The organism is Serratia sp. 1D1416, from assembly GCF_003641105.1.
GTDB lineage: Bacteria > Pseudomonadota > Gammaproteobacteria > Enterobacterales > Enterobacteriaceae > Serratia > Serratia ficaria.
Genome location: NZ_CP032738.1, coordinates 2,513,337 through 2,528,301 on the forward strand (window position 1 = coordinate 2,513,337; position 14,965 = coordinate 2,528,301).

General features: G+C 61.2%; 17 protein-coding genes and 1 pseudogene. 9 read left to right on the plus strand and 9 right to left on the minus strand.

Annotated features, from left to right (window positions below; genetic code table 11):
- Positions 1–68: 68 nt before the first annotated feature.
- The 3 genes from leuE to D7I37_RS11925 all read right to left on the minus strand — a co-directional run bounded on the left by leuE (position 69) and on the right by D7I37_RS11925 (position 2,427).
- Positions 69–707, minus strand: a complete 639-nt coding sequence (gene leuE, locus D7I37_RS11915) for a leucine efflux protein LeuE (protein ID WP_061796167.1) — start codon at positions 705–707, stop codon at positions 69–71.
- A gap of 300 nt (positions 708–1,007) precedes the next feature.
- Positions 1,008–1,868, minus strand: coding sequence for an SAM-dependent methyltransferase TehB (gene tehB, locus D7I37_RS11920; RefSeq protein WP_129543718.1), 861 nt, complete (start codon positions 1,866–1,868; stop codon positions 1,008–1,010).
- Positions 1,869–1,968: 100 nt separating this feature from the next.
- Positions 1,969–2,427 carry an N-acetyltransferase gene (locus tag D7I37_RS11925; protein ID WP_129543719.1) on the minus strand — a complete coding sequence of 153 codons (459 nt, stop codon included), beginning with the start codon at positions 2,425–2,427 and terminating at the stop codon, positions 1,969–1,971.
- Positions 2,428–2,556: 129 nt separating this feature from the next.
- On the opposite strand from D7I37_RS11925, the gene D7I37_RS11930 reads away from it, so the two are divergent.
- Positions 2,557–3,672, plus strand: a complete 1,116-nt coding sequence (locus D7I37_RS11930; RefSeq protein ID WP_095095958.1) for a DUF1615 domain-containing protein — start codon at positions 2,557–2,559, stop codon at positions 3,670–3,672.
- A 53-nt stretch (positions 3,673–3,725) separates the two neighbouring features.
- Here the strand turns inward: D7I37_RS11930 and D7I37_RS11935 are convergent, their stop codons facing one another.
- Positions 3,726–5,405 carry an alpha-keto acid decarboxylase family protein gene (locus D7I37_RS11935; RefSeq protein WP_129543720.1) on the minus strand — a complete coding sequence of 560 codons (1,680 nt, stop codon included), beginning with the start codon at positions 5,403–5,405 and terminating at the stop codon, positions 3,726–3,728.
- Positions 5,406–6,235: 830 nt separating this feature from the next.
- On the opposite strand from D7I37_RS11935, the gene pagP reads away from it, so the two are divergent.
- From pagP to D7I37_RS11950, 3 genes are all read left to right on the plus strand, one after another.
- A complete protein-coding gene (pagP, locus tag D7I37_RS11940; RefSeq protein WP_174524344.1) occupies positions 6,236–6,829 on the plus strand; it encodes a lipid IV(A) palmitoyltransferase PagP in 594 nt (197 codons plus the stop codon).
- A 139-nt stretch (positions 6,830–6,968) separates the two neighbouring features.
- Positions 6,969–7,457, plus strand: a complete 489-nt coding sequence (locus D7I37_RS11945; RefSeq protein ID WP_061796384.1) for a DUF2501 domain-containing protein — start codon at positions 6,969–6,971, stop codon at positions 7,455–7,457.
- Between the two features lie 52 nt (positions 7,458–7,509).
- Complete coding sequence (locus D7I37_RS11950) at positions 7,510–7,773, plus strand: DUF333 domain-containing protein (protein WP_061796172.1); 264 nt, start codon at positions 7,510–7,512, stop codon at positions 7,771–7,773.
- 15 nt (positions 7,774–7,788) lie between these two features.
- Here the strand turns inward: D7I37_RS11950 and D7I37_RS11955 are convergent, their stop codons facing one another.
- Entirely contained in the window at positions 7,789–8,406 is a 618-nt protein-coding gene (locus D7I37_RS11955; protein WP_129544764.1) for a hypothetical protein, read from the minus strand.
- A gap of 251 nt (positions 8,407–8,657) precedes the next feature.
- Complete coding sequence (locus D7I37_RS11960) at positions 8,658–9,566, minus strand: LysR family transcriptional regulator (RefSeq protein WP_061796174.1); 909 nt, start codon at positions 9,564–9,566, stop codon at positions 8,658–8,660.
- A gap of 125 nt (positions 9,567–9,691) precedes the next feature.
- On the opposite strand from D7I37_RS11960, the gene D7I37_RS11965 reads away from it, so the two are divergent.
- The 5 genes from D7I37_RS11965 to D7I37_RS11985 all read left to right on the plus strand — a co-directional run bounded on the left by D7I37_RS11965 (position 9,692) and on the right by D7I37_RS11985 (position 12,673).
- Positions 9,692–10,573 carry a pirin family protein gene (locus D7I37_RS11965; protein ID WP_061796176.1) on the plus strand — a complete coding sequence of 294 codons (882 nt, stop codon included), beginning with the start codon at positions 9,692–9,694 and terminating at the stop codon, positions 10,571–10,573.
- A 122-nt stretch (positions 10,574–10,695) separates the two neighbouring features.
- On the plus strand, positions 10,696–11,322 hold the full coding sequence (ycaC, locus tag D7I37_RS11970) for an isochorismate family cysteine hydrolase YcaC (RefSeq protein WP_061796177.1): 627 nt from the start codon (positions 10,696–10,698) through the stop codon (positions 11,320–11,322).
- 154 nt (positions 11,323–11,476) lie between these two features.
- A complete protein-coding gene (locus D7I37_RS11975; protein WP_061796178.1) occupies positions 11,477–11,812 on the plus strand; it encodes a hypothetical protein in 336 nt (111 codons plus the stop codon).
- Positions 11,813–11,882: 70 nt separating this feature from the next.
- Positions 11,883–12,335: a thiol-disulfide oxidoreductase DCC family protein gene (locus tag D7I37_RS11980; RefSeq protein ID WP_129543721.1), complete on the plus strand. Its 453-nt coding sequence runs from the start codon at positions 11,883–11,885 to the stop codon at positions 12,333–12,335.
- 86 nt (positions 12,336–12,421) lie between these two features.
- Positions 12,422–12,673 carry a hypothetical protein gene (locus D7I37_RS11985; protein ID WP_061796181.1) on the plus strand — a complete coding sequence of 84 codons (252 nt, stop codon included), beginning with the start codon at positions 12,422–12,424 and terminating at the stop codon, positions 12,671–12,673.
- Here D7I37_RS11985 and D7I37_RS11990 read toward each other — a convergent pair.
- The 3 genes and pseudogenes from D7I37_RS11990 to D7I37_RS12000 all read right to left on the minus strand — a co-directional run bounded on the left by D7I37_RS11990 (position 12,664) and on the right by D7I37_RS12000 (position 14,955).
- Positions 12,664–13,212 (minus strand): GNAT family N-acetyltransferase, encoded by a 549-nt coding sequence (locus D7I37_RS11990; protein WP_095095973.1) that lies wholly within the window; start codon positions 13,210–13,212, stop codon positions 12,664–12,666. The two genes, D7I37_RS11985 and D7I37_RS11990, sit on opposite strands and share 10 nt — an antisense overlap.
- A gap of 88 nt (positions 13,213–13,300) precedes the next feature.
- A pseudogene (locus D7I37_RS27685) lies at positions 13,301–14,043 on the minus strand (DUF2076 domain-containing protein).
- A gap of 108 nt (positions 14,044–14,151) precedes the next feature.
- Entirely contained in the window at positions 14,152–14,955 is an 804-nt protein-coding gene (locus D7I37_RS12000) for a helix-turn-helix transcriptional regulator (protein WP_061796184.1), read from the minus strand.
- Positions 14,956–14,965: the final 10 nt, after the last annotated feature.

Sequence of the window (14,965 nt, forward strand, 5' to 3'; positions counted from 1 at the left end):
CATTCGGTTTGCGCTGCGTGACACTTTGGCGATAGCGGCCGGCGTTCGCCGGCCGTGGCGCCGGGGGATTATGAGCTGAGGGTCGCCAGGCGGGTGGCGAAGCCGAGGAACAGCAGGCCAATCAGGCCGTTGCCGAGTTTCGCCAGGCCTTTCTTGTGGTTGAAGAAGTGCGCCAGCATCGCGCCGGAGAAGATCAGCGTGGTCATGTAGACGAAGCTGACGGACTCGAGGATCAGCGCCAGGATGGTGAACGACAGGCCGGTATGCGCATAGTTGAAGTCGATAAACTGCACGAAGAACGACACATAGAACAGGATGGCCTTCGGATTGGTCAGGCTCAGCGTCAGCGATTTGCGCAGGATGCTGTGGCCGCCTTCAATCTGCTGCTGTTGCGTCGCCGCCTTTTGGATAAAGGTGGCGTAGAGGATTTTTGCGCCGAGGAACAGCAGGTAGATTGCGCCGAGGAAACGCACCAGGGTAAACAGGAACGGCGTAGTGCGGATCAGCGAGGCCACGCCGATATAGGCGCAGAAGATCAGCACGGCATCGCCGATAAACACCCCCAGCGCGGCGGTGTAGCCGGCGCGCACGCCGCGCGACACGCCGGTTTTCAGCACGTACAGCGTATTCGGCCCCGGCAGGATGATGATGAAAACCACTCCGGCTAAATAGGTCCAAAGATTCAGGACGCCAAAACTCTCTAACACAATAACCTCTCCATGCGCGCAACAATCAGGCAAAAACACTGGCCACGCCGGTGGCCGGCCGCGATCCTAACGCCGTGCAGGCGGGTTGGCAACGTAATAAACTTCATGTTGTTGGCTGAAATTTGTCGTAGCGCGCTGCCCCGCGGCCATGCTGCTCAACACCGATAAGCCGCCGTGAGGAACGGATGATGAAAAAGCCGACCGACAGCCCCCTCTGTGAGGGGGGCGCCGGCCGGAGCGGGGCGCGCGAGGTGACAACCGGATGAATGAGGCGCCGCGTGGGGGATATCCCACGGCGCCTTATAGCTTGCGCGCCAGCAGCGTGGCGAAACGCAGGGAGATGCGGTTGCCGGCGGCGTCGGTCTTGTGCAGCTGCCCCACCTCCTCGTTGTACTTGAGAATTTCCCAATCGCGATAACAGTTCTTCAGCTCTCCCGGTTTGAAGGTGAAGGGGAACGGCAGCGGGCAAGGGTAGTCCGGCGTGTCCATCGCCGCGACGATCAGGTTATGGCCGCCGCGGCGGGTGCTGTCCTGCATGTTTTGCACGATAGTCGGGATTTGCCGGCGATCGAGGAACATCAGCACCACGGTGGAGAGGATGAAGTCGTACTCGCCGCTGAAACGCTGGGTATTGAGGTCCCGCACGCCGGCGTTCAGGTTCGACAGCCGTTCCGCGTCGATAATCTGGTTGAGGCGTTCAATCGACGGCGCGTGCTTGTCCCAGGCGGTGACGTCGAAGCCTTTCAGGTTCAGATACAGCGAGTTGCGCCCGCCGCCGCAGCCCAGATCCAGCGCTTTGCCCGGCGCGATGCGCGCTGCGGCCTCAATCACCTCGGAGTGGGTGCGCGTCAGCTCATATTTTTTATGGTAGTAATCTTCCGGCGAGCAGTAGAACGCCAGTTGGCAGGTCATGTCGTCCGAGAACGCGACGATGCGGTGCCACTGCTGCGGCTCGATAAACGGCGGCTGGCTTGCCGGGCTGAATTGCCAGGTTTCGCGGGTGGCGCCGTCTTCGGTCATCATGGCGAAGGTCAGGCTGCCGCTCAGCAGCGTCAGCTTCGCCCAGGTGCCGCTTTGGGTGTTATGCCGCTGGCGAAATGCCTCCGGCAGCGTGGCGGCGTTCCATTCGGGCAGGGTTTTATAACAAAGCAGCTGATCCATAACGCTCTCCTCAAGCTTGGCGGTCAAAGCGATTTAATATGATGCATATAAAATACATCTTTTAATGCGCCTTGAACATGCCTGAAATCATGAAAGCGGCTTATAGCCGCCGCCGCATGCGGGTAGTGACCGCCCTGAAACCGAGACGGGCGTACAGCCGCGCCGCCGTCGGATTATCGTTGAAGACCGTCAGCTCGGCGTATTGCGCCCCCGCCGCCCGCGCGGCCGCCAGCACGGCGTTCAGTATCTGCTCGCCATACCCCTGGCCGCGCCAGGCGGGGGCCACTTCAAGGTCGTAGATGAACAGCTGCCGGCCGAAGGTGCGTGTCTCGATGGCGTACCAAACGATGCCGACGCTGGCCTGCAACGCCGGTTGCCAGGCGCAAACCAACCGCTGCCCCGGCGCCGCCAGCCCGCGGCTGAAGCTGGCTTCCGCCTCCACCCGCGCCTGCTCCATGTCCAGCGGCAGCGAACGCGCCAGGTCTTTGGCGTACTCCTCCACGCCGTGCGCGCGGTAGCGCTCGCGCTCCTGCTCCGTCATTTCCCTGAGTTCGATCATCTTGTTATTCCTTGAGTTATTTTCCTCCTACAGACTAGCCTATGTGTGGGCGGCGGCATATTTAAACTGGATTGTGTCCGCCGGCTGGGCTAACTTCACTGCAGCCTATGCATAACGATCAGGGAAAAGATGCCATTACGCCGTGTGACTCAATCCAAACTCTTCCGCCCGCTGAGCCTGGCCGCGCTGCTGGTGCTGGCGGGTTGTGCCAGTAAAACCACCCCCACTTCCCCTGCGGCGCGCCCCGCCGACGTGAAGGCGCAGCTGGTGCGGCTGATGCCGGCCAACGCCGGCGATCGTCAGGGCTGGGCCACCGACATCACCGCCGCGTTCGCCGCCCAGGGCATCGAACCGAGCAACGAGAATCTGTGTTCCGTGCTGGCGGTTACCGAACAGGAGTCGACCTTCCAGGCCAGCCCGCAGGTGCCGGGGCTGTCGAAAATCGCCTGGAAAGAGATCGACCGGCGCGCCGACCAGCTGCATATACCGAACTTCCTGGTGCACACCGCCTTGCTGATCAAATCGTCGAACGGCAAGAGCTACAGCGAACGCCTGGACAAGGTGCGCACCGAGAAAGACCTGAGCGATATCTTCGATGACATGATCAACCGGGTGCCGATGGGGCAGACGTTGTTCGGCAAGCTGAATCCGGTGCATACCGGCGGCCCGATGCAGGTGAGCATCGCCTTCGCCGAAGCGCATGCGAAAGGGTACCCGTATCCGGTCGACGGTTCGATCCGCCGTGAAGTGTTCAGCCGCCGCGGCGGCATGTATTTCGGCATCGCGCATCTGTTGGGCTATCCGGCCGACTACAGCCGGCCGATTTACCGCTTCGCCGATTTCAACGCCGGCTGGTACGCCAGCCGCAATGCGGCGTTCCAGAGCGCGGTCAGCCGGGCGAGCGGCATTCCGCTGGCGCTGGACGGCGACCTGATCAACTACGGCACCGACAAGCCCGGCTCCACCGAGCTGGCGGCGCGCACCCTCGGCAAACGGCTGGACATGAGCGACTCCAGCATTCGGCGGGCGTTGGAAAAGGGCGATCGGCTCGACTTTGCCGATACCAGCCTGTATGAACGGGTTTATGCGCTGGCGGAGCAAACCACCGGCGGTAAATTGCCGCGCGAGATGCTGCCGGGCATCCAGCTGGAAAGCCCGAAAATCACCCGCAAGCTGACCACCGCCTGGTTCGCCAAGCGGGTGGATGAGCGGCGGCAGCGCTGCATGGCGCGCGCCGGCGGTTAAACGAGAGCGGCGTGCCCTGAGTGATAAAGTTCACCGCTCAGGGTGCAATGGCGCTATGCGCTGCGGCGCGGGTTGGTCAGGCCGAAGTTGAAGCTATTGCAGCGGTTGCAGAACTCTTTCATCACCGGCGGGGTATCCATCATCGGCACTTTCACTTCGATAAACGTCAGGCTGTCCTGACGCGTCGCGTGTTCCAGCGCCATTTCCAACTGCTGGGTGGTTTCCACCGCTACGCTGAACGGTTTGGCGCCGGTGTTCAATACCGCCGGCAGTCTGGCGTAGTCCCAGGGCCCGATGTCGTTGTAAGACGCGCTTTCCCCGAGGATATAGCGTTCGATGGTGTAGCCGTCGTTATTGATCAGGAAGATGATCGGCTTTTGTTCGCAACGCAGCAGGGTGGAGACTTCCTGGGCGGTCAGCTGGAAGGAGCCGTCGCCGATAAACAGCAGGTGCCGATGCTCCGGCGCCGCCATCATGGCGCCCAGCAGCGCCGGCAGGGTATAGCCGATCGAGCCCCAGATGGGCTGATTGACCACCTGTACGCCGTCGGGCATGCGCATGCCGCCGATGGCCGCGCCCGAAGTGCCGTTTTCCACCACCAGCACGTCATCAGGCTGAATGAAGCGCTGCATCCGCTGCCAGAAATAGGCCTGATCGAGCGCCGCGTCGCCCGGCGTGGCCAGCTTGTCGCGCGGGTTGGGCAGCGGCGCCTGCGGGCTGGCTGCCGGCTCCTCGTCCAGTTCCAGCAGCGCCTGCAGCAGGTCCGCCGCCGCTACCGCCGGGTAGGAGGTGTTATCCAGCTTCATTGAGAACGGCTGGATATCCACCTGGGCGGCGGCGGGGATTTGGTGCGAGAAATACCCGGTGGTGGAATCCACCAGCCGCACGCCAAAGCTCAGCACGCAGTCGGCGTGAGCCATATGTTCATACAGCTCGGGGCGCGACAGATTGCCGCTGTAACCGCCCATCCAGCCGGCGGTGGTTTCCGGAATGATGCATTTGGCGGTCGGCATATTGGTCAATGGGATACCGAAGCGGTGCGCTACCGCGATCACCAACCGCTGCAGCCGATAACGATCCACCATTTGATCGACCAGAATAATCGGGCGCTGCGCGCGTTTGATGCGCGCCAGCAGCGCCATGGCGGCCAACTGAACATTGTATTTATCGCTGGTCGGCAGCTGCGGCGGCGTGGGGGCGGCGGCAAGCTCAATTTCGACCTCGCAAATATCCGAGGGCAGTTGCAAATAGACCGGCTTTTTTTCTATCCAGGCGCGGGAAATAACCCGCGGAATTTCCTGCGCCGCATTTTCCGGCGTAATTAACGCCTGTGCGACGGTGAATTGCTTAAAACAGTTCATCACGTTGTCGAAATTGCCGTCGGCCAGGGTGTGGTGCAGCAACTGATGATTTTTCATCGCGTGCAGCGGCGGCGTGCCGGAAATGCACACCACCGCCGCAGACTCGGCGTAGGCGCCGGCGATGCCGGACAGCGCCGCCAGATCGCCTACGCCATAGGTGGTGATTAACGCCCCGGCGCCTCTCAGGCGGGCGTAGCCGTCGGCGGCGTAGGAGGCGTTCAGCTCATTGCAGTTGCCGATAAACGCCAGCCGTTCGTCCCGTTCCAGCAATTCCAGCAGGCTCAGGTTATAGTCGCCGGGCACGCCATAGATGCGATCGATATTCAGGGTGCGAAGTTGTTGCAGAATGAATGACCCGATAGTTATTTTCATTGATTGCTCCGGATTATTTATCTTTTATTTTTTCAGGCGAAAAACAGCAAAATAAATTGCTGGCGATGTTGTGCTGCCGGTAATTCATCGACGCGGCCCTGATGCAGGTGAGGGCCGTTCACGTTAGCTTTAACAGTTATTTAAACCGCGGGGTTGTTCAAGCCGCACCGGGCAGGCGGCAAAATAGCCGAACGTATCCGGCGGTTTACGGCGTTATTTTCCTGCATTAAACGTGAGGTTATTTGCGGTTGCAGGCCCATGGTATTTTTCATTTGCGGCTGATTGGCGCAAGAAATGGCTGAGTGCCGGGCAGCATAACGACGGGCGTATGACTCGCCGGTACTTTTGCTGGGCGGTTAAATCCCCGCCGGCGAGCTCCGTCGTTTGGCGGCATGGCAAAAATAACGTTAAGCGCGGAACGGCAAAAAATCGCACGGCACCAACGCGCAACCTTGTGTAAACAAATAATTAACAATCGCGAGCGTGGCCGGCGCTGGCGATGGCATTGCAACTTTACAACGCCCGCGGGCGGCGGGGGGGCCAGCCAAGGCTGAAAAGCGCGCGGCAGGCCGCCGACATAACGTGTTGGCCATCACATAATGCGCCGCGCCGAACGTAAACTTTTCGCTACGCGCGGCGACGCCGGCAATGCGGAGTTTTCCGACAGACGGCCCTGCGCGCGGGCGGTAGGCTGGCGCCCGGAACCTGCCGGGGCGGCACAGCGGCTAAACTTAACCAAGTGACAACGGCGCATTGGATAAATTAGATACAGCTTGATCTTGCCCGGCCAATCGGCAAGAATCCCCGGCCGTATTTTTTACAGGAGCTTTATGATGTTTTTCAAACGGACTATTTTGGCATGTTCTCTGGCGTTGATATTTCCTACACTGCCTTCTTACGCTGAGGTTGGTGCAGAAAATAGCAACGCCGCGCAGGCTGAAAAACCGGGTCTTTGGCAGCGTTTCACCGACAACGTGGCGGAGACCTGGAACAACTCGCCCAATCACGACCTCTATATACCGGCCATCACCTGGCACAACCGCTGGACTTACGACGACGAGCACATCGATAAGTACAACGAACGCCCCTGGGGCGCCGGTTACGGCATTTCCCGCTACGACAGCGACGGCGACTGGCACGGCATCTATCTGATGGCGTTCAAGGATTCGTTCAACAAGTGGGAGCCGATCGGCGGCTATGCCTACGAGAAGATCTGGCGTCCGCTGGACGACAAGGATTTCCGCCTGGGGCTGGGGTTCACCGCCAGCGTCACCGCGCGCGACAACTGGAACTATATTCCTATTCCGGCGCCGCTGCCGTTGGCCTCCATCGGCTACCGGCGGCTGACCTTCCAGGCCACTTACATTCCCGGCACCTATAACAACGGCAACGTATTCTTCGCCTGGCTGCGCTGGCAGTTTTAATCCGCGGCGAAGATTGCCGACATTCCGAAAAACAGCCATATCGCCAGCGAAAAGGAACTTGTCGCCGCTGGCGGCGTCGGAGGAAATGACCCGGCGCATTGCGCTGATTGCACGCCGTTATTACAGGAGTTTTACCACCATGAACACCAAACATCGTTTACTGCTGGCGCTGACCTTGACCGCAACCCTGGCCAGCGGCGCATCCCAGGCCGCCGGGCTGATGGATTCTCTGAGCAGCGCAGCCGGTGAGCTGAGCAAATCATCGGGCAGCGGCGACGGCGCCACTTCACTGTCTTCGCTGACCGGCCTGCTGAACGGTGGCGACAAGGCGCTGAGCTCGAGCAGCATGACCAACGCCGCCGGCATCCTGCAGTACTGCGTCAAAAACAACGTGCTGTCGGCTAACGGCGCCGAAGGGGTGAAAGACCAACTGCTCAGCAAGCTGGGCATCAGCGGCACTGAAAACGCCAAGAGCCAGGACTACCAGCAGGGGCTGGGCGGCCTGTTGCAGACCGGCGAAGGCAAGAGCCTGGATCTGAATAACCTGGGCACCTCGCAAATCACCGAGAAGGTGAAGCAAAAAGCCTGCGATCTGGTGCTGAAGCAAGGCCAGTCCTTTATTTCCTGATTGTCCGGGCGGCGGGGCAATCCGCCGCCTTCTATTCTGAATAAGCTGAAAAATGAAAAAAACTCTGATCATCTCCCTGCTTGCAGGGACGGCAGCGCTACAGGGGTGCGCCATGAAAACCAACGACGCGCCGCCACCGCCGCAGGTAAAATCGATCGGCATGGCCAACCCGGCTGACGTGTACTGCAGCGAGATCGGCGGCAAGCTGAACGCCAGGCAAAACGCCGCCGGCCAGTATTCCACCTGCACCTTGCCGAACGGGCAGGAAATCGAGAGCTGGGAACTGTTCCGCCGCGATCATCCGGTGAAGAAGTAACGGCTGCGGCGCGCGTCAGAACTCGCGGTCGCTGATGGGCTGGAACGCGATGCCGCTGTTCGCGTGCAGCTTGAGCGGCATCCGCCAGTCGCTGTCTTTGCCCAGGGTGAACGCGCGGGAGCGGAAGTTGCACCCGCTTTTGATGTTCTTGATTTTCATCACGTGGTCCGCGGCGGAGTCGATTTTGACGTCGAAGCTGCCGGCGGCGGGAATGAACACCTCCGCCAGCTGCTGCGGCGCCGCGGGCGTTTCCAGCCTGACCAACACCGCGAAATCGTTGCCTTGGTTGTCCAGCGTCAGCCGATGCGCGTGGCCGGCCGGCGGGCGTTCCGGCTGATGCAGATAGCCGGCCGACGCTGGCCAGGCTTGCCCGGCGTTGTCGTGCAGCGGGCCGCCGCACTGCTCGCGGGCTTCGCGCAGCGGCATTTCGCGCCTGATGGCGCTGTTGTAATCGGTGGGTGAGGTGGCCACCGCTTCGTCGTCATGCTGATGAGCGCGCAGATAGCGTTTACCGCTGAACACTCCCATGGCCACCAGCATGAAGAAGATAAAAATCGTCAGGCGATTTTTAAAAATCAGCCCAAACAGCCTGCCCGGTAATTGAAACAGCCACCTTGCGATTGTCGATAACATCATTTTCCCTTAGCGCCCAAGACGTTACGTCTACGGTAACGTTGCTTGCCTCAGTATAGCCAACATCTCGCGGGCTAAAATCCCTCATCGGTATTTTCTTCAGCGAAAATAATTGTACGGTTTCGGACGTTTGCGTGCGTCATTGAGCGCTTGAGCATTCATTGATGCGCCGGGTATTGCCGGCAAGACGCCGGAACGCTCGGGAGGCCGGCGGCTTTCCGAACGCCAGAGCCATCGAAATCACCGCCTGATTACTCTTCTTCGATGTCGGCGAAGCGTTGCCCCAGATAGTCGAGCAGCAGCCGCACCGCCGGCAGCAGGCCGCGGCGCGACGGATAGACCACGTGCACCACGCCGCCCTGCGGCTGCCAGCCGGGTAATAGCTGCACCAGCTCGCCGCGCAGCATGTCGTCGCGCATCATCATCGACGGCAGCTGCACGATCCCGGCGCCGGCGATGGCGGCGGTGCGCAGCATCAGCATGTCGTCGGTCACCAGCCGCGGCGCATGTTCCCATTCCATTTTTTCTCCCTGCGGCCCGGTCAGGCGCCACAGGTGTTGCGCGCGCGCCGGGCCGAGATCGAGCGTCGGGTACCTGCGCAGATCGTCCGGTTGCTGCACCGGGCCGAGAGTGCGCACCAGCGCCGGGCTGGCGGCTATGCACCAGCTGCGCTGCGCCAGTATTTTCAGCACCAGATCGCTGTCTTCCAGCGGGGGCGGCCGCACGCGGATCGCCAGATCCAACCCTTCGCCCACCACGTCTACCCGCCGGTTGGTGGCCTCGAGATGCACCGTGACCTTGGGGTAATCCGCCATAAAAGCCGCCACCATGCTGCCGACGCGGGTATGCAGGATCGCCACCGGGCAAGACATGCGCACGGTGCCGCAGGGCTCCGCGCGGGTTTGCTCAATCGCCTGTTGGGCGGCTTCCGCCTCGATCAGCATCGCCTTGCAATGCGCGTAATAGTTCTGCCCGACCTCGGTCACGGAGAAGCGGCGCGTCGAACGCTGGATCAACCGCACCCCCAGCCGTTCCTCCAGCAGCGCCACGCGGCGGCTGAGTTTGGATTTGGGAATGCCCAGGGCGCGCCCGGCGGGGGCGAACCCCTGGTGATCGACCACGCTGGCGAAGAAAAACAGGTCATTCAGATCGGTGAACATCTTCGCTCCCATCGTTCTACCAATAGAACGCTGAGTGTACATCTTGCCTACTACTGCAGCAAACCCCGTTGGATTAAACTTCTGCCATCAACGTAAGGTCGTGAGACCTGAAACAGGAGTTCAAGATGAAAAAGATCCTCGGTATTTACAACAGCCCTGAAGCCCATTGGGTCGGCAACGGTTTCCTGGTGAATTCGCTGTTCTCCTATAACGATTTGGGGGCGGAAATGAGCCCGTTCCTGCTGTTGGATCATGCGGCGCCCACTAAATTCCGCTCCGCCTCCGGCACCCGTGGCGTGGGCCAACACCCGCACCGCGGCTTTGAAACGGTGACCATCGTTTATCAGGGGGAAGTGGAGCATCGCGATTCCACCGGCAGCGGCGGGGTGATTGGCCCCGGCGACGTACAGTGGATGACCGCCGCGTCCGGCATTCTGCACGAAGAATTCCATTCCCGGGACTTCTCGCGCAACGGCGGCACCATGGAAATGGTGCAGCTGTGGGTCAATCTGCCGGCCAGGGACAAAATGGCCGCGCCGGGTTACCAGACGCTGTTGAACGCCGACATCCCGGTGGTTCCGCTGGCGGATGGCGCCGGCCAGGTCAGGGTGATAGCCGGTAACTTCGACGGCCAGGCCGGCCCGGCGCGCACCTTCAGCCCGCTTAACGTCTGGGATATGAAGCTGAACGCCGGCCATACCACCACCCTGCGGGTGCAGGAAGGCCATACGCTGGCGTTGGTGATGTTGCACGGCGCCATCCTGGTCAACGGCGAGGAAGTGGTGCGTGAAACCCAAATGGTGCGGTTCGACCGTGCGGGGGATTCGGTCACTATCGAAGCCAACAACGACGTCGCGCTGCTGGTGTTGAGCGGTGAACCGATCGACGAGCCTATCGTCGGCTACGGGCCGTTCGTGATGAACAGCGACGCGGAAATCCAGCAGGCGTTCCGCGACTTCAACGGCGGCAAGTTCGGCAGCATGGCGGCTGAAGCCGACGCCGGCTAAGCGCGAAAACCCGGCCCGGGAGACGAGCTCCGGGCCTGGCGCTACAGTTAAACCTCGTGCTCTCGGCCCTGCGGCCGGGGGCATTCACAACCGCAACAATCAAACCCCCATAGGAGTAAACCATGGCTGCAAATTACCAACGCCTCGACAAGGATCAGGCCGCCGTATTGCTGGTGGATCATCAGGCAGGGCTGCTTTCGCTGGTGCGTGATATCGAACCCGATCGTTTTAAAAACAACGTGCTGGCACTGGGTGATTTAGCGAAGTATTTCAACCTGCCGACCATTCTGACCACCAGTTTCGAGAACGGCCCGAACGGCCCGCTGGTGCCGGAGTTGAAGGCTCGGTTCCCCGACGCCCCCTTTATTCCGCGCCCCGGCCAAATCAACGCCTGGGATAACGACGACTTCGTCAAGGCGGTCAAGGCCACCGGCCGCAAACAGCTGATTATCGCCGGCGTCGTTACCGAAGTGTGCGTGGCGTTTCCGGCGCTGTCGGCGCTCAACGAAGGTTTCGAGGTGTTTGTGGTCACCGATGCCTCCGGCACTTTCAATGAGCTGACGCGGCAGTCGGCCTGGAGCCGCATGGAAGCGGCGGGCGCACAGCTGATGACCTGGTTTGGCGTGGCCTGCGAGCTGCACCGCGACTGGCGCAACGATGTGGAAGGCCTGGGGGCGCTGTTCTCCAACCATATCCCGGATTACCGCAATCTGATGACCAGCTACGGCCAACTGACCGGCGGCAAGTAATCTTGCAGCTCTTTACAAAATCCTTAGCCTTTCATCACGTTAACCCCGGGATGTAAGCAAAGATCATCAGGATGAAAAGGTGCCGAAAAGCGCCTTTCTCATTGACCGGCGGCGGGGTAGGTTAGAGCCAATTCCGGTCAATGAGGCTAATAACATGAAACACGCCATTAAAGTTCTGACTCTGCCATTCCTCGGCGCAGCGATGCTGTTCAGCGCGGGAGCGATGTCCGCTCCGGCGTCGGAGGCCCACAATGCGCCGCCGTCCGCAGGGCAGGGGCCGCACCTGCCGCCTTTCCCCGGCGGGCACCCGCCTAAGCCCGGCTTCTGTCACGGCGGAGAACTGTTCTGCGCCACCTCGGCCAGCGATAATCCGGTCGAAACCATCAACAAGCTGACGTCGGTGATCCCGGCCGGCAACGCCAAGCACTATGAGGTGCGCGTCTCTGTGGTGGCGGTGCCTGATGCGCCGCCGGCACCGCCGAAAGCTTAACGGTCTCCATCCTGCTGGCCCCGGCGCGCAATGCGCGCTAGGCTGAGATCTCCATCGCTCAGGAGGCAGGATGAATTCCCCACCGCTCACCCGTTATCTCCGGCCCGACGATCGGCTGCTGCTGTTCGACGGCGAATGCAATCTTTGCCACGGGCTGGTGAGATTTTTAGTCCGCGCCGATGCTCACCGGCGCATCCTGCTGGCTACGGTGCAGTCTGCCGAGGGCCAGGCTATCCTGCGGCGGTGCGGGCTGCCGACCGACCGGTTCGATTCCATCCTGTATGTTGATCAACGTGGGCACTGGCTGCGATCGGCGGCGTTTTTTCGGGCGCTGAGCCAGCTTGGCTGGCCCTGGCGGCTGTTGGCGTCGGCGCGTTTTCTGCCGACGCGTTTGGCCGATGGCGTCTATAACGCCGTCGCGTGTAATCGCTACCGGCTGTTTGGCCGCAATGACGGCACGGCCTTGCCCGGCGCTGACCAGCCGGGGCGTTATCTCGGGCGGCGCGGCGATCCGCCGGGGTGAGCTTTACGCTTCTTTACCGTTTAATCGATTGAAATATCAGCAGTCTGCCCCCATATAATGAAACGTTCAGCCAACAAGGAGCGCGTATGGGAATCAGTGAAGAAGAGCGGATCCGCCGTCTAACCCAGGAAAAAAATGCCGTGGGCAATGCGGCGAAGTGGGTGGCGATCGTGTCCGCGGTGTATTTTATTCTGATGGTATTTTACGGCCATCCGATCGGCGTGCTGACCATGTCCGGCGCCATCGCTCTCGTTGCCGGCACCACCTGGCTGAAAAAGCGGCGGAAGGTCAAATCTTACCGCATGGCGCTGGCGAAAATCGGCGACGATCAGCCCTGATAGTCGCTGCGCATCAGCGTATATACCAGGCTTGGCGCCGCGCCGGGCACGTCGTTCAGCGTATCCACCAAATGCAATCCCGCCTTCTCCAGCACGCGCCGTGAGGCCCGGTGGTTTTCCCGCACCACGGCGGAAATTTCATCCAGCCCCAACCCCTCGAAACCAAATTTCAGCGCCGCCAACGCCATTTCAGTGGCCAACCCCATGCCCCATACCCGGGTGTCGAAGCGATAGCCCAGGTTGACGGTGCGCTGCGCGCCGAGCGGCTTCCAGGATAGTCCGCCGAAACCGATCACCCGTTCTGGCTGTTCACGCAGCGCGATCGCCCAGGAGTCGTAGCCCCGTTGCTGCCAGCGATTGGCGCGCTCGGTAAAAATGTGCCGGGCCTGCTCCGGGTCGGTCAGCGGGCCGGCCGGGTTGAAGCGTTGGGTTTGCGGATCGCCGTAAATGGCGTAGTAGCGGGCGAAATCGGCGGCGACAGGCGGGCGCATCAGCAGGCGTGCGCTGACAACGGGCTGTGACGGGATAAATGCGGGCATGGTTTTCCCTGACTGGATGAATGGACAGGGTTAACTGTAGACCAGACAGGCGGGGCGGGAAACCCCTCCCGAGAGGAGGGGAGGATCGTCAGATAAACGAATCGTCGTCGTCGCTGTAGTCGTCGGCGAAATCAGAGTCGTCGTTCTGATAGTCCGCGTTCTGGAAGCCGTTATCCTGGTTCAGGAAGCTGCCGTCGCCGTTGTTGAAGGTGTCGAGATTGTTGGAAGCGTCGAAATTACGCATCGCGCTGTCGTCCACCGGCGCCGGCGTTTCGTCGATGATGTTAACGATCTCCTGCGGCTGCGAATGGCGGAACATGCCGGTCAGCATGTCGGCCAATACCACCCCGCCGGCCACCCCGGCTGCGGTTTGCAACGCGCCGCCGAGGAAGCCGCCGGCGCGCGAGGGCGCCGCCTGCTGCGGCTGGGCGTATGCCGGCTGCTGCTGCGGCGCATAACCCCCTGCGGTTGGCCGTTCCACGCCGCGTTGTTTTGTTGCTGCGCCTGAAGTTGCTCGCGCGGGCTTGGCGCACTGCGGCTGCCGCCACCGAACAGGCCGGCCAGGAAACCGCCGCTGCTCTGTTGGCCATGGCCGTTTTGCTGCAGCTGGGCAATCTGAGCCTCCAGATCCTTAACCCGCTGATCCAGCTGCTTCAACGCCGCTTCCTGAATGATCATCGCCTGCGCCATATAGTAAGGGGCGGAGGGCTGCTCGCGGATGTGCTGGTTGATTTGCTGCTCTGCCTGGAGATCCCTCGGGCCCGTCTTGGTCTCGGCTTCTTTCAGGCGGCCAAACAGACCATCAATAAGACGTTGTTCTTCGGATTGCATAGGATTACCTCTAGGAGATGAATATTGGTACTGGATGATAACTATCATCGGCAGCGATCACCCTAGCGCGTTTATATGAACCAATAAATAAATGCTGGGTAAACCTGTCTATGAATTTGTTACCAATTGCGGCAAAGGGATCAGCATCACCAGCTTCAGGCTGGGGTTTTCCGCCGGGTGGAAGGTCAGCTGGCGATAGCGCAGCGGCCCCTGCTGAGGGTGCTCGAACGCCCGCTCGCCGCCCTCGCGCGCCAGCACGTCGTGCTGTTTCCACCAGCGATTGAAGGCCTCGCTGTTGTGGGTCATATTGCGCACCAGGGCGCGCATCTCCTCGGTATTCTGATGATGGCTGGTTTCGGCGCGGAACTCGGCCACGATCCGCCGCGCGCGATCTTCCCAGTCGCGGACCAGGGTTTTCGCCAGCGGGTGAAAGAACATGAAGTGCAACAGGTTGGGCGTGTTGGCCTGGCCCAGCCAGCCGCTGAACAAGGCTTCCGCCTGCGGGTTCCAGGCGACGATATTCCAGGTCGGGTCCAGCAGGTAACAGGGCACCGTCATCTGGTGCACGCTTTGCAGCACCGCGCTGTCGGCCGTCTCCTGATGTTGTTCCTGCTCCGGGTCGGCCACCCGCGCCAGGGTGAACAGGTAGTGCCGCTCGGCGTGCCCGAGACGCAGCGCCTTGGCGATGCGCGCCAGGGTGAAGGGAGAGATGGACACCTCGCGGCCCTGTTCTATCCAGGTATACCAGGTGGCGCTGATGCCGCTGATTTGCGCCAGTTCTTCGCGGCGCAGGCCGCTGGTGCGGCGACGCGGGGCGCTGGGCAGCCCCAGCATCTCCGGCGTGATGCGTTCGCGGTGCGCGCGCAGGAACGCGCCGAGGGCTTTTGGCCCGGATAAGGCTTCGGATTGCATAGCGTGGTAC